The sequence below is a fragment of the Thermotoga sp. KOL6 genome (assembly GCF_002866025.1).
Taxonomy (GTDB): Bacteria; Thermotogota; Thermotogae; order Thermotogales; family Thermotogaceae; genus Thermotoga.
Map to the genome: position 1 here is coordinate 49,644 of NZ_LNDE01000002.1, position 23,612 is coordinate 73,255.

Consider the following 23,612-nt stretch of genomic DNA (forward strand, 5'->3'; position numbering starts at 1 on the left):
TGTGGGGAACGTGGTGGCTATGATATTGGCGGGGGGGCAAGGAACGCGGTTGGGAGTTCTCACCGAAAAAATAGCAAAACCTGCTGTACCATTCGGAGGTAAATACAGGCTTATAGATTTCACGCTTAGCAACTGTGTAAATTCGGGTATATACAGAGTGGGAGTTCTCACTCAATACAGACCTCATGTTTTAGCCAAACATATTGGAATCGGAAGACCCTGGGACTTGGATAGAAAGGATGGTGGTGTTGAAATTTTACCACCTTACGTTGGAAGAAATGAGTCTGATTGGTATAAAGGAACAGCAAATGCTGTTTATCAGAATTTGGAGTTCTTGGAGGAAAACAATGCAGAACTGGTTTTGGTGCTTTCTGGTGATCATGTGTATGCTATGAACTATAATGATCTTATAGATTACCATCTTTCAAAGGGAGCAGACGGCACGATAGCTTGCATGGAAGTACCGCTAGAGGAAGCTAGTAGATTTGGAATAATGATAACAGATGTTGAGGGAAGAATCGTAGACTTTGAAGAGAAACCAGCAAAACCACGCTCAAACTTGGCTTCGCTGGGAATCTATGTCTTCAACTACGAGTTTTTAAAAGAGGTACTTATCGAGGATGATACCGATTCAACTAGTTCTCATGACTTTGGAAAAGATGTGATTCCCAGAATTCTGAAGGAGAACAAGGGTTCTCTCTATGCGTTCAGATTCGATGGTTATTGGCGAGATGTTGGGACTCTTAGATCTTATTGGGAGACAAATTTGGAACTTCTTCTTCCGATTCCTCCTTTCAACCTCTACGACCCCAACTGGAAATTTTTCACTCATTCTGAGGAAATGCCCCCGGCGTATGTATCTTCGGAGGCAAAGACTATTACCGCGCTTATAAGTGAAGGAGCAGAGATTTACGGGGAAGTTTCGAATTCCGTGATCTTTCAAGGTGTAAAAATAGGGAAGGGTACGACTGTTAGAAACTCCGTGATTATGACCAAAACAGAAATTGGAGAGAATTGCTATTTGGAGAACGTGATAATCGCTGAGAACGTGAAAGTAGGGAACAACGTGAAAATAGGAGTAGGAGAAGATGCAGGGAGTAAATTAAATCCTAAGATATACACGGGGCTTTTAACGGTGGTGGGGATGAATTCGGAAATACCAGACAATATGGTCATCGGAAAGAATTGTGTTATAGGAGTTGGAGTGTCGAGTACAGACTTTAAAACTCAGCACTTGGAATCTGGGGATTACGTTTTAGCCAAGGGGGAATGATGAGTGGACCTTTATTTTGTTAAATTTCGAGCCACATCGAAGTTGACATCAGAAGTTGTGCAAGGTTACTTTCTTGGAAAGCTAAATCAGGCTCCTGAATATGATTTTTTCGTTGTTCCCGGTAGATACGGGAGAAAATATTCTATCGATCTCAACCAAGGATTTGAGGATTTCCTTGAAGACTTCACGGTAAAGAAGGAGAACGCAATGAAAGAAGTGACAGAAGCATCTACTATGACAGATGAGTTTTTTGATTTCTGGTTGGTTCAATCCAGGAGGCAAAATTTGAGGCTTGTGGGAAGTGAATTGTTCAGATTGACAGAAAACGGTGATCACGAAGCGTTAAGAGTTTTCTTATCAGATCTCCTTAGAGAATGGTCTGAAAAGGTAGAGGTGGAAGTTGTAGCAACTCCTTTGGATTTTGAAGATGTATCCCTCGAGGTTGTGAAAGAACACTTTGAAGAAATCTCAACGGATGAAGTGTTCAAGATTCTCCAAAGAGAGGACCTCAAGAATCTTCCCGAGGTCTTTCCTGTTCTTGATCCATTGAATGGGGTAACGATAAGGGAAATAGATGTTGAAGAGAAGATAGATTTCGTGATTCTCAATTATGGAAGCGGTGAAATTTCTGAGAAGTTCAAAAAATTTTTGAGGGAAAGATTCGGTACGGAAAACGTTGCGAGTTTGCCAGGAAAACTGATATCGAAGGAAGTTTTAAAGGGGAAGAACGGGAATTTGTATCTGTTGAAGGTGGAATTCGAAGATGGGATTGTTGGGAAAGCGTTAGTGTCTCCGAATCTAAAAATAAAACTTGGACAAAATAGGGTGAAAACATCTGATGAAGAATGGATGGAAAAGATAGGAGAGATACTAGAGGGGGAGAAAAAATTGAGTCAGGAAGAAGCAATGAAGGCAAAAAAACGCTCACAACCTGTTCAAAGTGCGACCAGTTCGGATTTTTTTCTAGCCGTTGTCCTCGCATTGCTTGTGATGGGAATCTTGTTGGTGCTGTCTTATCTACTGTTCAGCTAGGTTTTTTGGTTGTGGAGGTTTTATTCGCACTGTTCATAGTAACAGTGGTCTTTTTCATGGTCTGTAGTGTTTCGGTCTGGGCTAAAAAGCAGTTTTTGATGTATAGAGAAAGGGAAATCGCAAAAAGAACAGCAGAAGGAATTGCGATGAGAATCGAGGTGAATCAAGAAGTACCCAAATGTTACAATGGTTTCGATGTTCATGTGAAAGGTGGAATTATCCTTCTAAAGAAATCCGGTAGAGAATACAGGTTCGAGGTGGATCAATGGTTCTCAGAGCCTCAGTAGGAACGCTTCAGAAGATAGTGGGAAAACTTCCTTTCGAGATGGACACAGCATATCTCATGCTGGGGGAAAGATGTGTTTATAACTGTCTGTATTGTGCTCAGGCAAGATCTTCTAAAGCCCCTCCAGATCGTCTTTCTCGCGTTGTTTGGAAAGAGATTTCAGATCTTGAAGAGATTAACTATCATTTCAAACGTGTGTGTATTCAAGTTGTTTCTCAGCCGGGTTACAAAGAAGTCCTTCTCTCTCTCATACCGAAGTTCAGAATCCCTGTTTCTGTAAGCGTGAGGCCAATCAGTGTGAAAGAAGTAATTGAATATTTTGAACTTGGAATAGATAGAATAGGAATAGCAATCGATGTTCCGAACAGAGTTCTCTTTAGAAAGTTAAGAGGAGGAGACTATGATAGACTTCTTTCAATCCTCGAAAAGTCTTCAACGCTGTTTCCAAGAAGAGTAACAACTCATGTTATAGTTGGTCTTGGAGAGAGTGATAGAGATATAGTTGAATTTGCTCTTTGGACGAGGGAAAAAGAGATCACCCTTTCTCTTTTTGCCTTCACCCCTCTGAAAGGTACCGCCTTGGAGAGAAAAGAGAAGCCTTCTCTTGAGCGTTACAGAAAGATTCAGTTGGCGACTTTCCTTCTCGAGAAAAACGTGATATCTCTTGAGAACATTATTTTCGGACAAAATGATGAAATCGTTGACATCGAGTGGTCGGGAGTAGCTCCAGAAGAGGCCTTTAAAACGAGAGGTTGTCCCCATTGTACGAGACCTTACTACAATGAAAGTCCAAAAGGCCCTATTTACAATCTACATTGGAGGTGAAAGCGTGCTCACTTTCAAAGGAGGGGTCCATCCCCCCCAATTGAAGGAGTGGTCGAAGGAAAAATCGATAGAAAGAATGCCTTTGCCTGAAAGGGTTTATGTTTTCCTTCTGAACCATGCGGGCAATCCTGCCAAACCTGTTGTTTCGGTTGGTGACGAGGTAAAAACAGGACAGGTCATAGGAGAACCAGAGGGTTTCATATCTGCCTATTTACACTCACCTGTGACGGGAAAGGTGGTAGAGCTGAAAAAGATTCTTCACCCAATTGTTGGAAAACCCATTGAAGCGATCGTGATAGAAAGGACTTCTGAAGACGAATGGGTCAGATTGGGAACGGGGAATTATGAGCAAATGTCGAAGGATGAGATCTTGGATGTTATCAAAAAAGCTGGAATAGTGGGACTTGGAGGTGCTATGTTTCCTACACACGTGAAACTTTCTCCTCCTCCAGAAAAAAGAGTGGATACTCTGATAATCAACGGTGCGGAGTGTGAACCTGTTCTCACCATTGATCACAGATTGATGTTGGAGAGAGCGGAAGATATCCTACAGGGGATACTCATCATGATGAAAGTTTTAGGGACGGAAAAGGCAATAGTTGGAGTTGAGAGCAACAAAATGGATGCTTACCAGAATTTGAAAAAGATTTTCAAAGGATACCCGGTTGATGTGGCTTTGTTGAAGACCAAATATCCTCAAGGTGCGGAGAAACAGCTCATCTATGCGATAACGAAAAGAAGAGTACCTCGTGGAGGCCTGCCCATGGACGTTGGAATTGTTGTACAGAACGTAGGAACCTGTGTAGCGGTGAAAGAAGCGGTTGTAGATGGGAAACCTCTTGTGGAAAGGGGCTTAACCGTGAGCGGAGATGCCGTCAAAAATCCTAAAAACTTGATTGTGAGAATAGGCACTCCTGTGAGAGACATACTTGAATACTGCGGAGGAATAGATGAAAACACGGAACGTGTAATCCTTGGAGGACCGATGATGGGAATAGCCATCACGAATTTGGATATTCCTATCATGAAAGGTACATCTGGGGTAACAGCGTTTCTTCCAAGAAAAGTCCAACCGCAAAAACCTTGTATCAGATGTAGCGAATGTGTACAAGTTTGTCCCATGAATCTTCAACCGTATCTTTTGTATCTTCTTTCTTCTAAGAGAAGATACGATGAGGCTGTGGAAAATGGTCTCATGGATTGTATTGAATGTGGTTCCTGTACATACACGTGTCCTTCGAAAATAGAACATGTAAGATACATAAAACTCGCAAAGACCGTATATCGGGCCACGAGGAGGGGTAGAAAATGAAGCTGTTGAGTGCTTACGCTCCTCATTTGCGTGAAGAGGATGACGTAAGAAAAATAATGTTAGACGTCCTCATAGCCCTTTCTCCTGCAGTGATAGGCGCTGCCTATTTTTTCGGATGGTACGCCCTCTTTCTTTGTGTCACAGGAGCAATAATCGGTGAACTTTTTGACGTGTTCGTTATGAAATATCTGAGGGGTGTGAAAGACTTCATACCCGATGGCAGTGGAGCTGTCACGGGCTTGCTTCTCGCAATGAACGTAAGCACAAGGCTTCCATTCTGGGCTTTTGTTTTAGGGCTCGTTTTTGCACTAGGTGTTGGAAAACATGCGTTTGGAGGTCTTGGACAAAACGTCTTCAACCCAGCTCTTGTCGGAAGAGCTTTCCTTCTCATTTCGTTTCCAACATACATGACCACTTGGGTTGTACCAGGAGCTGGTTTTTGGAAATCACCAGCAGATGTGATGACATCAGCCACGCCCCTCGCTCTGTTCAAGGAACAAGGACAGATCACTTCGTATTGGGACTTGTTTATTGGAAATGTAGGGGGTTCTCTCGGCGAGACAAGTGCCCTCCTCTTGCTCATTGGTTTCCTCTACTTGGTTCTAAGAAAGAGAATTAAAATTTTCATTCCACTTTCTTACATAGGCACGGTTTTCGTGTTTTCCACTGTAGCATACCTAGTGAGTTCAAAGTTTGGAGATCCTCTCTTTCACCTTCTCAGTGGGGGTCTTATGCTTGGAGCACTTTTCATGGCCACTGATATGGTCACGAGTCCGATCACACCAAAGGGTCAGGTGATCTTCGGAATTGGATGCGGCGTTCTCACTATGGCGATCAGACTGTTTGGAGCTTATCCTGAAGGAGTATCCTTCTCTATTCTTTTCATGAACGCTTTGGTTCCTTTGATAGATAGATACACCAAACCACGAATTTTCGGTGAGGTGAAAAAATGAAAGACATATTGAAAACTGGTTTGATACTCATGGCTTTCACAGCAGTTGCCGGTCTTTTCTTGGGACTCGTTTATGTCGGTGTAAAAGATAAGATTCGTGAGGCAGACAACTCGGCAAAGTTGAAGGCCATAGAGTTCGTCCTTAAGGATCCTATGACCGGAGAGTATCTTGTGAGAAAGGAGAACATAGAAAACGAGGTAAAGAAGACGGGAATAGAAGCAGTTGTTTTGAAAGAATACAAAGAAGGAGTTGTGTTAGGGCCATTATATGTGTTCAGAACCGAAGATGGGAAGAAAGCGTACGTTCTTTCAGGGTATGCACCCGGATTTGGCGGGAATGTAACAGTTGTAGCGTGCTTTGTAGAGTCACAAAGAGGACTTATTCTTAATTCCATCAGAGTCATAGACTATTCCCAAGAGACACCAGGGCTTGGAGCGAAGATTGGAGAAGAAGAGATTCAAAGAAGGTTTTTCCCAATCCCGCCAGAAGGTTTGAAAGAGGGTCTGAAAGTGGATAAAGACGCTGGGCTCCCTAAAGGAACGCTCGATGAGTTGAAAAAGAAAGGAGTTGTGAAAGTAAGCGATGTTATGACCGGTGCTACCATAACTCCAAGAGCGGTTGTGACGGCTTTAAATCTCATGTACAGGTACCTGACCGAGGAGGTGCTGAAATGAGTCGTTTGCGGGAGTTAACGAAAGGTTTTATAAAAGAAAATCCTACTTATGTTCAGGTCCTCGGTATGTGTCCTACCCTTGCAGTAACGACAAGTGCTATCAACGGCCTTGGAATGGGACTGGCTACGACGGCAGTTTTGACTATGTCGAACGTCGTTATTTCTATGATAAGAAAAGCTGTTCCAGAGAAAATACGAATTCCGATATTCATAGTCGTGATAGCCTCATTTGTTACACTGATTGATTTGCTCATGCATGGCTTTACCTATGAGCTCTGGAAAACTCTTGGTTTGTTTATTCCATTGATTGTGGTGAATTGTATCATAATGGGAAGGGCTGAATCTTTCGCTTCAAAGCATGGAGTGTTCGATTCACTACTAGATGGTCTGGGAATGGGGCTTGGTTTCACAGGATCTTTGGTGCTTCTTGGAAGTGTGAGGGAGATCTTTGGAAGCGGTACGATCTTTGGCTACGAAGTATGGAAAGTCAAGATCTTTCTTGAGATACTCCCTCCCGGCGCTTACATAACTCTTGGTCTCCTTCTTGCATTCTTCACCTTCATTGGAACGAAACGAAAGAAGCGAGGTGAAGCTAAATGAAGATCTTTTTGCTTTTCTTTTCAGCTATATTTGTGAACAACTTCGTTCTTGCAAGATTTCTTGGAATATGTCCTTTTTTGGGAGTTTCCAAGAGACTTGAAACGGCAACCGGTATGGGTATTGCTGTTACTTTCGTTATGACAGTGTCCGCGGCGATCAGCTGGTTTTTGGATAAACTTCTTATTTCCACCGGTCTTGAATTCTTGAGAACGATCGTTTTTATCCTTGTTATTGCTTCCTTTGTTCAGTTTGTGGAACTCTTTCTGAAAAAAACAAGTCCGGATCTTTACGAAGCGCTGGGAATATTCCTTCCTCTTATAACTACGAACTGCGCTATTTTAGGAATGGTGCTTTTGAACAGTTTGATGAAACTCAGTTTCGTCGAGGCAATTTTTCATGCTTTGGGTTCTGGATTAGGCTTTGCCCTCGCGTTAGTGATATTTGCTGGGATTAGAGAAAAACTAGATCTTTATGATCTTCCGGAATCTTTCAAAGGAACTGCCATAGCTTTGATTACAGCAGGTTTACTCTCCTTAGCGTTCATGGGATTCCAAGGCATGGTGAAATTATAAGGAGGTGAATGAGTTGGAAGTTTTGTACTCGACTCTACTCCTTGCAATTCTGGGGTTTGGTTTTGGAACTTTCCTCGCATATTCTGCTCAGAAATTTAAGGTTGAAGAAGATCCTCGTGTGAAGATGATAGTCAACGTTCTTCCGGGAATAAACTGTGGTGCCTGTGGCTTTGCCGGTTGTGAAGCTTATGCAAAGGCAATAGTGAAAGGCCAGGCGGAGATAAACAGATGTTTGCCAGGAAGACCCCAAGGAGTTGAAGAGAAAATAAAGAAAATTCTCGAGGAGTACAAAAATGACGCCTCTTGAGATAGCACTCCTGATTCAGTATGGTGGTTTCAAGATTTCCGAGCTGGAGCCAGAGACCGATTTGAGGCGATTTCTTAGAAATGCCGATCCCAACAAAGTGAAAAGATTCTATCAAAGATGTGGCGAGGAAGAAATTATCAAACAAAAGGATCTTGTGAGAAAATACAACGTGAAGTTAGTATCTTTCTGGGACGAAGCTTATCCTGATCCCTTAAAAAACATGAAGTCACCTCCTGTCGTTCTTTTTGTTAGAGGAAATGAAAAGCTTCTTAGAGAGAGATGTGTATCGGTTGTTGGCACTAGAAGGCCAACGGCATATGGAGTAAGTGTAACCAAACGATTTGTCAAGATGCTTTCTGAGCATTTTGTGGTTGTTTCTGGAATGGCTTTAGGAATAGATTCAGTTGCTCACAGGACGGCGTTGGAGAACGGTGGTAGAACCTTGGCAGTACTCGGAACGGGAGTAGATAAGATTTATCCTAAAACAAATGAACAACTGCTAGCTCGAATTCTGAAAAACGGATGTGTTGTAAGTGAATATGTGATGGGAACGAATCCAAAAAAACATCATTTTCCTGCGAGAAATCGTATCATAGCTGGTCTTTCTGAAGTTGTTATTGTTACTGAAGCCCCTGCAAAGAGCGGTGCCATTTTGACCGCGAAGTTTGCTATCGATAATGGTAGAGACGTGTTTGCAATACCTGGAGACATAGATAGAAAGACGAGCGAGGGAACGAATTATCTGATAAAATCGGGAGCGTATCCTCTCACATGTGAAGAGGATCTCATTTTTTACTTCGGAATTACCAGGAAAAGTTCGTTCTCTGTTAATCAACATCAGAGAGAGATTTATGAACTGTTGAAAGTTTCTCCGAAATCTGTCGATGATTTGGCCGAGGAGTTGGGTTGGGAGATATCGGAGGTTCTCAAAACGATATCGGAAATGGAAATAATGGGATTGATAGAATCTACAGGGGGAATATACAGGGCATTGGGGTGATATTGTGTTGGTTCTCACGAGAAAGCCGGGAGAGAAAATCGTCATAGGGGATGAAATTGTGATTACTGTTCTGAGGATAGAAGGAAATTCTGTTAAAATCGGAATAGAAGCACCGAAATACGTAAGAATCTTGAGAGCAGAGCTTTATGAAGAACTCAAGAATGAAAACATAAAAGCTTCTGGAGTTTCAAAAGACGATCTGAAGGAGGTTTTGAAAAATGATAAAGGTTACAAAGGAACTGGTCCTTCATCTTGAGAATTTAGCAAGACTTGAGCTTTCGGAGGAACAAAGGCAGAGTCTTATGAAAGATTTTCAGGAAATACTCGATTACGTTGAACTTTTGAACGAAGTTGAAGTTGAAGGTGTGGAACCGATGTACACACCCGTTGAAAATAACGCGGCTCTCAGAACAGGTGAACCGAAACTCTTCGAGGGGAGGGATCTAATAAAGAAGAATTTCCCGGATGAAAAAGATGGTCACATAAAGGTTCCGGGGATCCATCAATGATCGATTGGAAAAAGGCTGAAGATACTGCTTGTGATTTTCTCAAGAAGAAGGGTTACAAGATTTTGGCGAGGAATTTCAGAACTCGTTATGGTGAAATAGACATTGTAGCTCGTGACGGAAAAGAGATTGTATTTGTGGAAGTAAAGAGTGGCAGTGGAAAAGTAGATCCTCTAGAAAGAATCGATCGAAGAAAGATTGGAAATTTAGAAAAATCAGCGAGAATATACATGATCCAAAATGGCGTGAGAGGACCTGTGAGAGTGGATTTTATAAGAGTGACACCAAAAGGGATAGATCATTTGAAAGATATTTGGCTGGGGTGAGAAGGTGAAAATAGTTGCCACCAACAAGAAAGCTTACACAGATTATGAAATATTGGAAACTTATGAAGCAGGGATTGTGCTCACAGGTACTGAAGTAAAATCTTTAAGAAATGGTTCTGTGAGCTTTAAAGATTCTTTTTGTAGGTTCAAAAATGGTGAGCTTTATCTTCTCAATCTACACATACCTCCTTACAGCCATGGGGGAGTGTACAACCACGATCCGGAAAGACCAAGAAAACTCCTTCTTCACAAAAGAGAACTCAAAAGACTCATGGGAAAAGTGCAGGAAGAGGGAGTAACGATTGTTCCGTTAAAGATATATTTCAACGATCGAGGGTTTGCTAAAGTGGAAATCGCCGTGGCCCGTGGAAGGAAAAAATACGATAAGAGAGAAACAATAAAGAGAAGAGAATTGGAGAGGAGAATGAGAGAATACATGAAATATTCCAGATGATCTGTTCTGTGATATACTCATGAAGAGAAAAGACCAAACCACAGGAGGGCGTGATCATGGCAAAGAGATGTGAGGTGTGTGGTAAAGCTCCCAGATCTGGGAACAACGTCAGTCATTCAAACAAGAAAACTGGAAGATGGTTCAGGCCAAATCTTCAAAAAGTGCGCGTAGTTCTTCCAGATGGGACTGTCAAGAGAATGAGAGTTTGTACGGCATGTTTGAAAGCTGGTAAGGTGAAAAAATACGTTGGTCAAGTTTCGGAGGTGTGAGCGGGCATTTTGCCCGCATTGTTCATGATAGTGAGATTCAGGATACCGTTTTGGTACAAATTCATGTTGGTTGTTCTATGGGTTGTGAGTTTTGACCTCACAATTTTCCTTTTGTATAAACCTCTCCATCCTTCTCTGAAGTGGCCCATCCTGATCTTGGATATAATCTTTGGTGTGTGGATACTTAGTGTGTACAGAAAAGAGATAGTGATCGACCAAACTGATGACGGACTCCTAATTAATGGAAAAGGGTATAGACTTTCCAATGTTGATAGAGTTGAACGAAAGAATCTGTCGATCATTTTTTATTTCAAGGATGGCACTTTTGTGTTCTTCCCTCATCCGATTGAAGATTTTGAGTTTTTAGAAAAACTGATTCGTGAGAAAGGAAGTGGGTAAGTTGAAGTTAGGAGATCTTATGCCGAAAGGGCTCGTTAACCACGAACTTTTTGTCCAGGATTTGAGAGATCACATTAATAACAATGTCGAAATCGTTCTGAAAGTTCGAAGCAAAAAGTTGCAGGAGACGAAAGATAGTAAGAAATTTTTGATAATGACTCTCGAGGATAGAACGGGTTCGGTCAGGGCTGTTGACTGGTATAACGCTGAGCTGAACGATCGTCGTTTAAAAGAAGGAAGTGTTATCAGAGTGAGAGGAAGGGTCGTCTTTTTCGAAAACAGACTTCAAATAAATGTGGAAAATGATTACAATGCGGTGAAACTTTTGAGGAAAGAGGAATACGATTACACAAAATTCGTAGCCCAAACAAAAAAAGACTTGGATGTTCTGAAGAAGAAACTTTTTGCTCTCGTAGACCAAGTGAAAGATCAGGATTACAAGAAATTGTTGAGAGCCTTTTTTGTGGAGGACCGGGAGTTTTCGGAAAAGTTTTTCCGTTCTCCAGCGGGAATGAGAGTACATCACGCTTACATAGGAGGTCTCTTGGAACACAGCGTGACAGTCGCGGAAATGTGTAAGGAAATAAGTAAGTATTATCCACTGAATAGGGATCTACTCATAACTGGTGCCCTCCTTCACGATATAGGAAAGGTAGAAGAGTATGTTGTAACGGAATCAGGAATCGAGGTCAGTACCGAAGGAGAATTGAAAGGGCACATCGCCATAGGTGTTATGATGGTTAGAGAAAGAGCAAAGAAGATTAATGTTCCTGAGAGGAAGATTTTGGAGGTGGAACATATTATCCTCTCCCATCATGGTGAGTTGGAATGGGGTTCTCCTGTCGTACCGAAAACGATGGAAGCTTTGATAGTCCATCATCTGGAAAATCTTGATTCCAAGCTAGCAAGGTTCACCGAGATCATTGAAAACACCGAGGCAGAACAAGAGTGGACAGAGTATGATAAGAACCTTGGGAGAAGAATCTTCATAAGAGGTGAAAGAATAGATGAGTAGGAAAGTGAAGAAGTATATAATAGTCGAATCGCCTGCTAAAGCGAAAACGATAAAAAACATTCTGGGTGACGAATACGAAGTCTTCGCATCGATGGGTCATATTGTGGATCTCCCGAAGAGTAAATTCGGTGTGGATTTAGGAAAGGATTTCGAACCAGAATTTACTGTGATAAAAGGAAAAGAAAAGGTGGTTGAGAAGATAAGATCTCTTTCTAAAGAGGGAGATATTTTGATAGCATCCGACATGGACAGAGAAGGAGAGGCAATTGCTTGGCATGTAGCTAGAATCACGAACACTCTCGGTAAAAAGAACAGGATAATTTTTTCTGAAATTACCCCAAGGGTAATAAAAGAAGCGGTCAATAATCCTCGAAAGATCGATATGAACAAGGTCCACGCTCAGCTTGCAAGAAGAATACTCGATAGGATAGTTGGTTATTCTCTGAGTCCCGTTCTTTGGAGAAACTTCAAATCTAACCTGAGCGCTGGGAGAGTCCAATCTGCCACATTAAAACTCATCTGCGATCGAGAAAGAGAGATTCTGAGGTTTGTTCCAAAGAGATACCATCGCGTGGTTGCAAAATTTCGCGATTTGGAAGCAGAAATGATTATGAAGGAGAAAAAGCTTCTTGAAGAAAAAGTGCTTGAAGAGCTCAGAAATATAAAGAAATTGGTTGTGGAAGAAAAAAACATCGTAAGAAAAAAATTTACACCACCTGATCCTTTTAGAACAAGCACTCTTCAACAAGAAGCTTATTCGAAACTGGGTTTTTCGGTGGCAAAGACTATGATGATCGCCCAACAGCTTTATGAAGGAGTGGAAACAAAAGATGGTCATATTGCTTTTATTACCTATATGAGGACAGATTCTACTCGAGTTTCGGATTATGCAAGAGAAGAAGCTCATGAATTGATTGAAAAATCGTTTGGAAAAGAGTACATCGGTTCAGCAAGGAAATCAAAAAATCTGAAAAATTTGAAAGTGCAAGACGCACACGAGGCTATTCGTCCTACAAATGTTTTCATGACACCGGAAAAAGCTTCAAATTACTTGAGTGATGACCAGAAAAAGCTCTACGAACTGATTTGGAAAAGATTCGTGGCCTCTCAAATGAAATCTTCGGAATATGAAGAGATTCGTTTCGTTCTTAGGACTGAAGATGGTAAGTACCGTTTCAAAGGAACAGTATTGAAGAAAATTTTCGATGGTTACGAAAAGCTATGGAAGACGGAAAGGAATACTGGGGATTTCCCCTTCGAAGAAGGGAAAGTTGTAGAACCGGTCGTATTAGAAATAAAAGAGCAAGAAACAAAGCCGAAATCCAGATACACCGAAGGAACTTTGGTCAAAGAAATGGAGCGTTTGGGAATAGGACGTCCCAGTACTTATGCTGCTACAATAAAACTTCTTCTCAACAGAAAGTACGTGAAAAAGATAAAGGGATACCTTTATCCCACTGTAATAGGAAGCGTTGTTATGGACTATCTGGAACGGAGATATCCAAACATAGTGAATATTTCCTTCACTGCAGAAATGGAAAAAGACCTCGATGAAATTGAACGAGGCGAAAAAACCGACAAAAAAGTTCTGCAAACGTTCTATGAGGCTTTTTCCAAAGTGTTCGACGAAAAAGATAGAATAATAGTTAATTATCCATCGAATCAAAAATGTTCCTGTGGGAGAGAGATGATACTCTCTTTTGGAAGATACGGTTTCTATTTGAAATGTGAATGTGGAAACAGCAAAAGCGTGAAAAGTGACGAAATAGCTGTTATAGACGGAGAGAAAGTATTTATCGGGAGGAGAAGTGATGAGAGTAGCACTTCTAATGGGGGGAATATCTCGAGAAAGAGAAATTTCCCTAAAAAGCGGCGAAAGAGTGAGAAAGGCACTTGAAAAGCTAGGCTACGATTATGTTGCATTCGACGTTAAGGAAGACTTTTTGGAGAAGATATCGATTCTGAAGGAGTTCGATGTGGTGTTTAACGTTCTTCATGGTAAATTCGGTGAAGATGGTTCACTTCAGTCTATATTGGATTTTCTTGGAGTTAGATACACGGGATCTGATGCTTTTTCTAGTATGGTGTGTTTTGACAAGTTGCTCACCTACAGATTTTTGAAGGATTTCGTTAAAATACCAACATTCACAGAGATTAACAAGCCTTTGGGGTCCTCACCAGTTGGATACCCTTGTGTGGTGAAACCCCGGAGAGAAGGTTCAAGCATAGGTGTTTTCATCTGTGAAACTGAGGAAGAGTTTCAGAAAGCGGTGGAAGAAGATCTACGGCGATATGGAAGTGTGATCGTACAAGAATACGTTCCAGGTCGTGAGATAACGGTGTCGATCATAGAAACCGAGAAAGGTTTTGAAGTGCTGCCATTGTTGGAGTTGAGGCCAAAAAAAAGAAGGTTCTACGATTTTATTGCAAAGTATACCAAAGGAGAAACTGAATTTCTCTTGCCAGCTCCATTGGAACCACAGGAAGTGGAATTGATAAAAAGAGCTTCTCTTTCTGCTTTCGTCGAAGCTGGTTGCAGGGGATTTGGAAGAGTTGATGGTATTTTTTACAACGGAGATTTTTACTTTCTTGAGATAAACACCGTTCCCGGCCTCACCGAGCTCAGCGATCTCCCTGCAAGTGCAAAGGCTGCGGGGATTGAATTTGAAGAGTTGATAGACATCGTTATAAGAAGTGCTTTTTTGAAAGGAGAGTGAAGATATGAGATTCATAGAAAAGATGATACCCGAAGAATCACCCCTTCAATTGCTTATCAACCTTTCTCGGAGAGGGGAGGCTGCGGTTGTTCTTCTGAAGAGTGCGGTTGAAGCTTACCTTCGAGGTGAATTTGGAGAAGGATACATCGGTCGTGTCATAGAGTTGGAACGTGATGCCGATCAACTCAAGTCGAAGTTGAAGAAGATCTACCACAGAATCAAGTACGCCTACTTTGAGAGGGACGATTTCCTCTACATAGTACATAAGGCAGATGAAATTTTGGATATAGTGAGAGATATCATCATCATGCTTGACATGAACAAAGTAGAGGAAATACCGGAAGAGGTGAGAAATTCGTTCGTGAATCTTGTTGATAGTGTCTTGGACACCGTTAGAGAAACTGTTGAAGCCATTGAACAACTTCGTATTCTCGCTGAGACAGATTTTTCTCCTATCGAGAAAGAAAAAGAGAAGAGGGAAATTTTCGACGTTTCTATGGAAGAGAGGGAAGTAGATACTATCTCGAGAAGTATAGGAAAAAAGCTTTACTCTCTCAAGAATTCTATGAATCCAGTTGATTTGATATTCCTGAACAAAGTAGCGAGACTCATTTCAAAGATCGCTGATCAGGGCAAAGATATAACGAAGAGAATAAATTCTATTCTAAGATAAAGGAGGGAGCAACGTGATCGTACTCGTTGCGGCTGGAATTCTTGGATTCATAATGGCATTCTCTATAGGTGCCAATGATGTTGCGAATTCTATGGCAACGGCTGTTGGGGCCAGAGCGATCACGGTTAGGCAAGCTGCCTTTATAGCAATGTTTCTCGAGTTTCTAGGGGCTGTGATGTTTGGTGCTCATGTTTCGCAGACAATAGTGAAGGGAATCGTAAAAGTCGAAATGGTACAACCGGTGGAGCTGATGTATGGTGCCCTCTCTGCTTTACTTGCGGCGTCTCTGTGGATTTTGATAGCGACGAATTGGGGCTATCCTGTGTCTACCACCCATTCTATCGTTGGTGGAATGATAGGATTTGGTCTTGTAGCAACTGGTTTCACTGGCATAAACTGGAAAACATTTTTTTTCATAGTGCTCTCTTGGATCATCTCTCCCCTTTTAGGAGGGGCTTTGTCTTTTGTGATTTTTAAAATAATATCACTCACCATCTTTCACACTAAAAATCCGAAAAAATCTTCGGTTTTCACTGTTCCATTCTTCATATCTCTCGCGGTTTTCACCATGATCTCTCTTTTCATACGGAAAACTTTGAAACAGTCCCTAAACGAGTCAATAATTTTGGCCATCGTTTCTGCAGCCATAGTTTTCTTTGTAGTACACGCTTTGGTAAAAAAATTGATTCAGAAGGGGAAAAATGAATACGATCTGGTGGAAGATGTCTTCAAAAGGGCCCAGATATTGACTTCGTGTTATGTTTCCTTTTCTCATGGTGCAAACGATGTGGCGAACGCTGCTGGTCCTGTAGCAGCTGTTATGATTGTTGCATCAACTGGAGTGATTCCTAAGACGGTGGAAATACCTCTCTTGGCTCTCGTTTTGGGAGGAATAGGGATTTCCATGGGTGTTTATTTCATGGGACAAAAGGTCATGGAAACGGTGGGAGAAAAAATCACAACCTTAACTAACTCAAGGGGATTTACTGTTGATTTTTCAACAGCAACAACCGTTCTTCTTGCTTCCTCTCTCGGGCTACCGATTTCTACAACTCACGTTGTTGTTGGAGCGGTTACCGGTGTGGGGTTAGCAAGAGGGCTTGAAGTGGTGAATGTTGGTATTTTGAAAAACATCATTATATCATGGTTTCTTATAGTCCCGACTGTTGCAGCAACGTCCGCTGGAATATATTACGTTTTGAAACTCGTATTAAAATTCTAATGGGGGTGTGATTATGAAAGTCATAACTACAACGCTCGAGCTTAAGGATAAAGTAACAATGGCCTCTAAGGCTTTGGCTAAAAAATCGGTAAAACCCATTCTTGCAGGTTTTCTTTTCGAAGTGAAAGACGGTAGTTTTTATATCTGTGCGACAGATCTCGAAACAGGTGTTAGAGCGAATGTGAACGCTGTTGAAATCTCCGGAGAAGCACGTTTTGTGGTGCCGGGGGACATATTTCAAAAGCTTGTCAAGGTTTTGAGCGAGGATACTACAGAGCTCTCTTTGGAAGGAGATACTTTGGTCATAACTTCGGGTAGCACCGTTTTCAGGGTTACGACCATGCCTGCCGATGAATTTCCAGATATCTCACCTGCAGAATCAGGAATCTCTTTCGAAGTCGACACTTCGCTTCTCGAAGAAATGGTCGAGAAAGTAATATTTGCAGCTGCAACTGATGAATTCATGAGAAATTTGAATGGTGTTTTCTGGGAACTCCACAAGAATCTACTCAGACTCGTGGCGAGCGATGGTTTCAGACTCGCACTGGCAGAGGAACAAATAGAAAACGAAGAAGAGACGAACTTTTTGCTTTCTCTCAAGAGCATGAAAGAGGTCCAAAATATCTTGAAAAATACAACAGAACCATCCGTTACGATAAGGTACGATGGAAGGAGAGCTTCTTTAACAACCAACGACGTAGAAACCGTCATGAGAGTGGTGGATGCCGAATTTCCGGATTATAAAAGGGTGATACCAGAAACTTTCAAGACGAAGGTAATCGTTTCGAAAAAATCTCTTCAAGAGTCTTTGAAAAGAATCATGGTGATCGCGAGTAAGGGTTCGGAATCAGTGAAATTAGAAATAGAAGAGAGTACGATGAAACTTATGAGTAAGAATCCGGAATATGGAGAAGTCGTAGACGAGTTGGAGATACAAAAAGAAGGTGAAGATCTGGTGATCGCTTTTAACCCGAAATTTATCTCTGACGTCTTGAGACACATCGAAACAGAGGAAATAGAAATGAATTTCGTCGATTCGACCAGTCCTTGTCAAATAAATCCTCTTGACATTTCTGGGTATCTATATATAGTCATGCCCATAAGACTCGCATGAGGTGATGGAATTTGAGGCCTGATGATGATAGGATCTACGATGTTATCGTCGTAGGAGCTGGGCATGCTGGAATAGAAGCGGCCCTCGCTGCCGCTCGAATGGGGTTTAGAGTTCTCGTACTCACAGTGAATCCAGATACTGTGGGATGGGCTCCGTGCAATCCCGCTATAGGAGGTCCAGCGAAAGGAGTTGTGGTTCGTGAAATAGATGCTTTGGGTGGAGAAATGGCCAAAACCACAGATGAAACGATGATCAACGTTCGCATGCTGAATGTGAGTAAGGGACCTGCTGTGAGAGCTTTGAGAGCGCAGATAGACAAAATTTCCTACAGTCGTACCATGAAAAGAAAATTAGAAACGCATCCAAACATTGTCCTAAGACACGGAATAGTTGAAAAGTTACTGGTGGAGAACGGAAAGGTGAAAGGTGTTGTTGACAATTACGGCATAGATTATTTGGGAAAAGCGGTGATAATCACAACAGGTACTTTCTTGAGAGGGAAGATATTCATCGGTAGATCTGTTTTCCCTGCAGGTAGAATGGGGGAGTTCCCTGCCACTAAACTCACTCAGAGTCTCATCGAACTTGGGTTCGATGTGGGAAGGTTCAAAACCGGTACACCGGCTCGTGTTTTGAAAAGGAGTATAAACTTTTCCATCATGGAAAGACAGGACACTTCCGATGAGCCCCTTGCCTTTTCTTTTTTCAACGAACCAAAGATCTTGCCGAAAGATTATCCATGCTGGCTCACTCGCACTAATCCTGAGACTCACAGTGTAATAAGACAATATCTTGAATTTTCTCCTCTCTACGGTTCCGTCAAGCTAATAGAGGGAATCGGGCCAAGGTATTGTCCGTCCATAGAAGATAAAGTTATCAAATTCAGAGATAAGGAATCTCATCAAGTTTTCGTTGAACCAGAAGGAAAAGATACCGAAGAGTACTATCTGAACGGTTTAAGCACCAGCCTCCCTTACGAAGCTCAAATAAAGATGATCAGAAGCGTTAGAGGCCTTGAAAAAGCTATTATAACCCGTCCAGCGTACGCTATAGAGTACGATTACATAGATCCAAGACAGCTCTACCCAACACTCGAATCGAAAATTGTAGAGAATCTTTTCTTCGCCGGTCAAGTCAACGGTACGAGTGGATACGAGGAAGCAGCTGGTCAGGGCTTAATAGCGGGAATAAACGCTGCCTTGAAACTACGAGGAGAACCCCCTCTCATTTTGAAACGTTCAGAGGCTTACATAGGTGTTCTAATAGACGATCTGGTGACCAAAGGTGTTGATGAACCTTACCGTCTTCTTACTTCGAGAGCGGAATACCGTCTTCTTTTAAGGCATGATAATGCACACCTTCGTCTAACAAAATATGGTTACCGCGTTGGTCTGATACCGAAATGGTTTTACGAAAAAGTTCTGAACCTTGAGATGAAAGTTAAAGGGGAAATGGAACGTCTGAAAAAAGTGATCGTGAAACCTTCCGATAGAGTCAACGAAATCCTGGTCGAAGTCGGAACGAGTTCCTTGAAAGAAGCAGTTTCCCTCTATCAGTTGTTGAAACGGCCCGAGTTGAAGTACGAAGTCCTGAAACAACTCGATCCAAATCCCATTGAAGATCCGGAAGTTGTGGAGCAAGTGGAAATCAACGTGAAGTACGAGGGATATATACAGAAAATGTTCGAAGAAGTGTCTATTTTCGAGAAGTACGAGAATTTTCAAATTCCTCCGAATATAGATTATGACACTGTTCCAAATCTTTCTACCGAAGCTCGTGATAAATTGAAGAAAGTGAAACCAAGATCAATAGGTCAAGCAATGAGAATACCGGGTATAAACCCGTCCGATATTTCTAATCTCATAGTCTATCTGGACGGGAAGAAACGATGAGGTTGGATAGGTATCTCTCTAACAGAGGAATAGGTACAAGAAAAGAAGTTAAAAAGCTGATAAAGCAAGGCAGGGTGATTGTAAACGATAAGGTTGTTCAAAAACCTGACTACAAGCTTTCAAAAAATGATGTTGTGAAACTCGATGGGAAAGTTGTAGATTTGCCTGATAAGGTTTATATACTTTTTTACAAACCGGCAGGATATGTGACGAGTACAAAAGATCCTCATGCTGAAACCATTATGGAATTTTTGCCGCCAATAAAAGGTATCTTCCCCGTTGGAAGATTGGACAAAGATGCGGAGGGACTACTTCTTGTTACAAACGATGGACAGCTTGCTCATCGAATCATCTCACCGAAGTGGTCTGTTGAGAAAGAATATATAGTCAGAGTGGATGGTGAAATAACTGAAAACAAGTTAGAAAAGTTGACCAAAGGTGTGATTTTGAAGGATGGTTTCTTTGCAAAGGCAAAGTTTGTGGAAAGGCTTTCGAGCGATACTCTGAGGATGGTCATAACGGAGGGGAAGTATCATCAGGTGAAGAGAATGACCGCTGCTGTCGGGTTGAGGACCATTCGTTTGAAAAGAGTGAGAATAGGGAACTTGATTTTACCGGAGGATATGAAACCCGGTGAGTACAGGTTTCTGACCGAAGAGGAGGTGAAGACGATTTTTGAAGAGAAAAATTGAAAGAAAGATAAGACTCGCTCCCAGTGAACCGGGTGTTTACCTTTTCAAAAAAGAGAATGTCCCCATATATATAGGGAAAGCGAAGAATCTTTCTGCAAGATTGAAAAGTTACCTTACTCCTTCCACAGAAAAGGTTAGAAATATCGTAGAAGAATCCGATGATCTTGAAATGATAGTTGTTGCAAGTGAGAAAGAAGCCTTCCTTTTGGAAGCCAATCTTATAAGAAAACACAAACCGAAGTACAACGTTCGACTCAAAGACACTGAGTTTTACCCCTACATTCGAATATCGAACGATAGGATTCCGTACGTGGAAATTGTTAAAAGAAAGCTGAAAGATGGTTTATACTTCGGTCCCTATACGAACACTCGTTTTGTCAAAGAATTGTTGGAAGTTCTTCAAAAAATATTCGGCTTCAGAACATGTAGATCCGATTTGAAAAGAATCAAAAGACCTTGTTTTCTTTACCATCTTGGGCAATGTGTTGGGCCTTGTATTGGAAATCTTGGAGAGCATGATAAAGCTATACACAAGCTCAAAGAATTTCTGTCGGGTAGAATAAGGGAAGTTTTGGATTATCTACAGAGAAAGATGGAGACTCACGCCAAGATGTTGGATTTTGAAAATGCTACAAAATACAGGGATCTCCTTTTTAATCTTTCCAACGTGTTGGAGTCTCAGGGAGTAACCTTCAGTGAAAACATCAATTGCGACGTCGTAGTTCACGATCACGATTTGTTCGTTGTTCTCAGAATCAGGGAAGGTTATCTCATGGGAAAAGTTTCTTTTGAAATGGAAGGAGGAGGGATAGAGGATTTTATAAGGGAATACTATGTTTTCGGAAGAGGAGATATTCCGGAGAGTTTGATAGTGGAAGAAAATTTGAATGGAATGGATTACACTTCTTTGGGATTCCATTACGTGGGGAAACCACGATCTCAAATTGAAGAAGAACTTCTGATAAAGGCAAAAAAGAATTTGGAAAACGATCTGAGTTTGAGAGGTTTGAAACGAGAAGCACTGAAAGAATTGATGAAGCTCATCAACATGGAAGATTTCCCTTATAGGATAGAGGGAATAGATATTTCTCATCTCCAAGGAAAATATACTGTTGCTTCTCTCGTGGTCTTTGAAGATGGTTTTCCAAAAAAGAATGATTACAGGCGATACAGGCTGAATTTAGATCATCCAAACGATTATGAGGCAATAAGAAAAGTGGTGAAGAGGCGTTACAGTAAGTATCCCCTTCCAAACTTGATTTTTGTTGATGGAGGAAAAGGTCAAGTTAAAGCTGTTCTAGATGCTTTGAAAGATCTGAAAAAGGATTGTCCTGTTGTTGGTCTTGCAAAAAAAGAAGAAATAGTAGTTGTTAAAGAGAAAGAATTGGCTCTTCCTTTAGACCATCCGGCTTTGAGACTTCTTGTTCAAATAAGAGACGAAACACATCGATTTGCTGTTGGTTATCACAGAAAGAGAAGAGAAAAAGATTCTTTGAAATCTATTTTGGACGAAATACCAGGTCTCGGGCCTGTCAGAAAAAAGAAGCTTCTGGAACATTTCGGATCCGTTGAAAACGTTCGGAACGCCTCTGTAGAAGAAATAGCAAGGGTAATAGGAAGTAATGTGATCGCAAAAAGAATTTTGGAAAAACTCTAATGTAAACTTTTAGTAAAAAATCTGATTTATTTCCTCAAATCACAGAAACCGCTTGTAATGGGTGGTTCTGAACTTGTCACTTCTGAAATGCTTTTGTATAGGGACTTGAAAACCCCCGCGACAAAATGGTATATTTACAAGCAGTGAAAGGGACGCTTCACAACCCTAGAAAGGAGGGGGTTTCATGAACAAGAAGGAACTTATTGACAGAGTGGCAAAGAAGGCAGGTGCAAAGAAGAAAGATGTTAGGGAGATTCTCGATGCGATTCTTGAAACGATCACAGAAGCACTTTCAAAAGGCGAGAAAGTTCAGCTCGTAGGTTTCGGAAGCTTTGAAGTCAGAAAAGCTGCTGCCAGAAAAGGTGTGAATCCTCAGACGAAGAAGCCCATTACCATTCCTGAGAGAAAAGTTCCAAAGTTCAGACCTGGGAAAGCCCTCAAAGAGAAGGTTAAGTGATAGGGGAAGGGGACTCCTTCCCCTTTTCTTCACTTTCCAACACAGAAAGTTGAGAATATCGTGTCTAGAAGATCTTCCCTGAAACTTCTTCCCGTCACTTCATCCAATAGTTGCAAAGCTCTTTCTAGATCTATAGAGACCAAGTCGATTGGGAACCCGTTTTCTAACGATGAAAGAGCATTTTCAAGGTGTTTTTTCACGTTTTCGAGTAGTTGCTTTTGTCTGAAGTTGGTTATCAAAGAATCGCTACCTTTTTCGAAAATCTCCTGGGTTTCCTTGTAAATGGCTTCCTCCAGTTTTTCGAGACCTTCTCCTTTTAAGGCAGAAATTTTCACCACGTGTTTGTTCGTTCCAAGCTTCCTTTTTAATTCTTCCTCGTCTACCCTTTCAATAACATCTACTTTGTTTATTACCACCAAATAACGTTTGTCTTTTATCTTGTCAATGATCCTGCGATCTTCATCATCCAAAGGAGTGGAAGCATCTAGCATAAAAAGGATAATATCAGCTTTCTCTATCTCTTGAAGAGTTCTCTCAATTCCCAATTTTTCTACCAAATCACTCGTTTCGGATCTTACACCTGCAGTATCAACGATTTTGAATAAAATGCTCCCTATGACAATTTCTTCACTTATCACATCCCTTGTGGTTCCTGGTATGTCGGTAACAATCGCCCTGTCCTCTTTCAAAAGACGGTTCAAAAGTGTAGATTTACCTACGTTCGGTTTTCCAACGATCACCATTCTGAGTCCTCTGTTCAATAGAATACCGGCAGTAGCTTTTTCTAGTTGTTCTGTCAGTTTTTTGTGTACTTCCTTTATTTTAGATCTTACTTTCTCGGAATCTGTTTCTACCTCATCCGGATAATCTAATTCCACTCTGATTTCCGCAAGAATATTTATAAGTTCTTGCCTTAAGTTTTCAACGAAATTCTTCAAACTCCCTTTCAGATTTCTCAAGGATAATTTCAATCCCATTTCACTTTTTGCTTCGATCAAATCTCTCACAGCTTCAGCAGAAGTGAGATCCATCTTTCCGTTCAAAAAAGCGCGTTTGGTGAATTCACCGGGTTCTGCCATTCTAGATCCAGCATTTATGAGCAAATCAAGAAGCTTTTTCACGATGAGCGGGCCACCATGACACATGATCTCCACCATGTCTTCTCCTGTGTAACTTTTGGGGCTCTTGTAGAATATCGCTATTACTTCGTCTAGGTCTTCTCCCCTTTCGTGTATCCAACCATGGATAGCTTTCCTGGGAGTGATCTTTGACCCCGTTCGAAAATGCTTTTTTACGATCTCCCAACTGGATGGCCCACTCAGTCTAAGTATGGCTATCGCACCTTTCCCTTGTGGAGTTGCTACAGCAACGATCGTGTCCACAATC

General features: G+C 41.5%; 28 protein-coding genes. 27 read left to right on the forward strand and 1 reads right to left on the reverse strand.

From position 1 onward, the window contains the following. Position 1: 1 nt before the first annotated feature. The 27 genes from AS005_RS04390 to hup all read left to right on the forward strand — a co-directional run bounded on the left by AS005_RS04390 (position 2) and on the right by hup (position 22,226). Entirely contained in the window at positions 2-1,273 is a 1,272-nt protein-coding gene (locus AS005_RS04390; RefSeq protein WP_101510501.1) for a glucose-1-phosphate adenylyltransferase, read from the forward strand. A 3-nt stretch (positions 1,274-1,276) separates the two neighbouring features. Then, a complete protein-coding gene (locus tag AS005_RS04395) occupies positions 1,277-2,305 on the forward strand; it encodes a DUF4899 domain-containing protein (protein ID WP_101510502.1) in 1,029 nt (342 codons plus the stop codon). A 56-nt stretch (positions 2,306-2,361) separates the two neighbouring features. Continuing rightward, positions 2,362-2,592 (forward strand): hypothetical protein, encoded by a 231-nt coding sequence (locus AS005_RS04400; protein WP_233186244.1) that lies wholly within the window; start codon positions 2,362-2,364, stop codon positions 2,590-2,592. Continuing rightward, positions 2,571-3,416, forward strand: a complete 846-nt coding sequence (locus tag AS005_RS04405; RefSeq protein ID WP_101510503.1) for a radical SAM protein — start codon at positions 2,571-2,573, stop codon at positions 3,414-3,416. Before AS005_RS04400 ends, AS005_RS04405 begins: the two co-directional genes overlap by 22 nt. Before the next feature lie 4 nt (positions 3,417-3,420). Continuing rightward, on the forward strand, positions 3,421-4,728 hold the full coding sequence (rsxC, locus tag AS005_RS04410) for an electron transport complex subunit RsxC (RefSeq protein WP_199203846.1): 1,308 nt from the start codon (positions 3,421-3,423) through the stop codon (positions 4,726-4,728). Beyond that, positions 4,725-5,681: an RnfABCDGE type electron transport complex subunit D gene (locus tag AS005_RS04415; protein WP_101510505.1), complete on the forward strand. Its 957-nt coding sequence runs from the start codon at positions 4,725-4,727 to the stop codon at positions 5,679-5,681. The genes rsxC and AS005_RS04415 overlap by 4 nt, the downstream gene beginning before the upstream one ends. Beyond that, on the forward strand, positions 5,678-6,355 hold the full coding sequence (locus AS005_RS04420) for an RnfABCDGE type electron transport complex subunit G (protein ID WP_101510506.1): 678 nt from the start codon (positions 5,678-5,680) through the stop codon (positions 6,353-6,355). Before AS005_RS04415 ends, AS005_RS04420 begins: the two co-directional genes overlap by 4 nt. Beyond that, positions 6,352-6,954 carry an electron transport complex subunit RsxE gene (gene rsxE, locus AS005_RS04425; RefSeq protein ID WP_101510507.1) on the forward strand — a complete coding sequence of 201 codons (603 nt, stop codon included), beginning with the start codon at positions 6,352-6,354 and terminating at the stop codon, positions 6,952-6,954. Before AS005_RS04420 ends, rsxE begins: the two co-directional genes overlap by 4 nt. Then, positions 6,951-7,526 carry an electron transport complex subunit RsxA gene (gene rsxA / locus AS005_RS04430; RefSeq protein WP_101510508.1) on the forward strand — a complete coding sequence of 192 codons (576 nt, stop codon included), beginning with the start codon at positions 6,951-6,953 and terminating at the stop codon, positions 7,524-7,526. Before rsxE ends, rsxA begins: the two co-directional genes overlap by 4 nt. 13 nt (positions 7,527-7,539) lie before the next feature. After that, entirely contained in the window at positions 7,540-7,833 is a 294-nt protein-coding gene (locus AS005_RS04435; protein WP_199203847.1) for an RnfABCDGE type electron transport complex subunit B, read from the forward strand. Beyond that, positions 7,820-8,833, forward strand: coding sequence for a DNA-processing protein DprA (gene dprA, locus AS005_RS04440; protein ID WP_101510510.1), 1,014 nt, complete (start codon positions 7,820-7,822; stop codon positions 8,831-8,833). The genes AS005_RS04435 and dprA overlap by 14 nt, the downstream gene beginning before the upstream one ends. 4 nt (positions 8,834-8,837) lie before the next feature. Beyond that, positions 8,838-9,089, forward strand: coding sequence for a carbon storage regulator CsrA (gene csrA, locus AS005_RS04445; RefSeq protein WP_101510511.1), 252 nt, complete (start codon positions 8,838-8,840; stop codon positions 9,087-9,089). Then, positions 9,052-9,342, forward strand: coding sequence for an Asp-tRNA(Asn)/Glu-tRNA(Gln) amidotransferase subunit GatC (gene gatC, locus AS005_RS04450; protein ID WP_101510512.1), 291 nt, complete (start codon positions 9,052-9,054; stop codon positions 9,340-9,342). The genes csrA and gatC overlap by 38 nt, the downstream gene beginning before the upstream one ends. Beyond that, entirely contained in the window at positions 9,339-9,665 is a 327-nt protein-coding gene (locus AS005_RS04455) for a YraN family protein (RefSeq protein ID WP_101510513.1), read from the forward strand. Before gatC ends, AS005_RS04455 begins: the two co-directional genes overlap by 4 nt. Before the next feature lie 4 nt (positions 9,666-9,669). Then, complete coding sequence (gene smpB, locus AS005_RS04460) at positions 9,670-10,119, forward strand: SsrA-binding protein SmpB (protein ID WP_101510514.1); 450 nt, start codon at positions 9,670-9,672, stop codon at positions 10,117-10,119. A gap of 56 nt (positions 10,120-10,175) precedes the next feature. After that, entirely contained in the window at positions 10,176-10,388 is a 213-nt protein-coding gene (rpmB, locus tag AS005_RS04465) for a 50S ribosomal protein L28 (protein ID WP_101510515.1), read from the forward strand. A 9-nt stretch (positions 10,389-10,397) separates the two neighbouring features. Next, positions 10,398-10,787, forward strand: coding sequence for a hypothetical protein (locus tag AS005_RS04470; protein ID WP_233186245.1), 390 nt, complete (start codon positions 10,398-10,400; stop codon positions 10,785-10,787). Position 10,788: 1 nt separating this feature from the next. Continuing rightward, positions 10,789-11,802, forward strand: coding sequence for a 3'-5' exoribonuclease YhaM family protein (locus AS005_RS04475; protein WP_199203848.1), 1,014 nt, complete (start codon positions 10,789-10,791; stop codon positions 11,800-11,802). Continuing rightward, positions 11,795-13,699 carry a type I DNA topoisomerase gene (gene topA / locus AS005_RS04480; RefSeq protein ID WP_101510517.1) on the forward strand — a complete coding sequence of 635 codons (1,905 nt, stop codon included), beginning with the start codon at positions 11,795-11,797 and terminating at the stop codon, positions 13,697-13,699. Before AS005_RS04475 ends, topA begins: the two co-directional genes overlap by 8 nt. Next, complete coding sequence (locus AS005_RS04485) at positions 13,614-14,519, forward strand: D-alanine--D-alanine ligase (protein WP_101510518.1); 906 nt, start codon at positions 13,614-13,616, stop codon at positions 14,517-14,519. Before topA ends, AS005_RS04485 begins: the two co-directional genes overlap by 86 nt. A gap of 4 nt (positions 14,520-14,523) precedes the next feature. Then, positions 14,524-15,192, forward strand: a complete 669-nt coding sequence (locus AS005_RS04490; protein ID WP_101510519.1) for a DUF47 domain-containing protein — start codon at positions 14,524-14,526, stop codon at positions 15,190-15,192. Between the two features lie 52 nt (positions 15,193-15,244). Beyond that, positions 15,245-16,414 carry an inorganic phosphate transporter gene (locus AS005_RS04495; protein WP_369819485.1) on the forward strand — a complete coding sequence of 390 codons (1,170 nt, stop codon included), beginning with the start codon at positions 15,245-15,247 and terminating at the stop codon, positions 16,412-16,414. Between the two features lie 13 nt (positions 16,415-16,427). Further along, a complete protein-coding gene (gene dnaN / locus AS005_RS04500; protein ID WP_101510521.1) occupies positions 16,428-17,528 on the forward strand; it encodes a DNA polymerase III subunit beta in 1,101 nt (366 codons plus the stop codon). A gap of 11 nt (positions 17,529-17,539) precedes the next feature. Further along, positions 17,540-19,420, forward strand: coding sequence for a tRNA uridine-5-carboxymethylaminomethyl(34) synthesis enzyme MnmG (gene mnmG / locus AS005_RS04505; protein ID WP_101510522.1), 1,881 nt, complete (start codon positions 17,540-17,542; stop codon positions 19,418-19,420). Further along, positions 19,417-20,112 (forward strand): pseudouridine synthase, encoded by a 696-nt coding sequence (locus AS005_RS04510; RefSeq protein ID WP_101510523.1) that lies wholly within the window; start codon positions 19,417-19,419, stop codon positions 20,110-20,112. Before mnmG ends, AS005_RS04510 begins: the two co-directional genes overlap by 4 nt. After that, positions 20,096-21,769, forward strand: a complete 1,674-nt coding sequence (uvrC, locus tag AS005_RS04515) for an excinuclease ABC subunit UvrC (RefSeq protein WP_101510524.1) — start codon at positions 20,096-20,098, stop codon at positions 21,767-21,769. The genes AS005_RS04510 and uvrC overlap by 17 nt, the downstream gene beginning before the upstream one ends. Positions 21,770-21,953: 184 nt before the next feature. Then, a complete protein-coding gene (hup, locus tag AS005_RS04520) occupies positions 21,954-22,226 on the forward strand; it encodes a DNA-binding protein HU (protein ID WP_101510525.1) in 273 nt (90 codons plus the stop codon). Positions 22,227-22,255: 29 nt separating this feature from the next. On the opposite strand, the gene mnmE is transcribed toward hup, so the two are convergent. Continuing rightward, entirely contained in the window at positions 22,256-23,608 is a 1,353-nt protein-coding gene (gene mnmE / locus AS005_RS04525) for a tRNA uridine-5-carboxymethylaminomethyl(34) synthesis GTPase MnmE (protein ID WP_101510526.1), read from the reverse strand. Positions 23,609-23,612 lie beyond the last annotated feature (4 nt).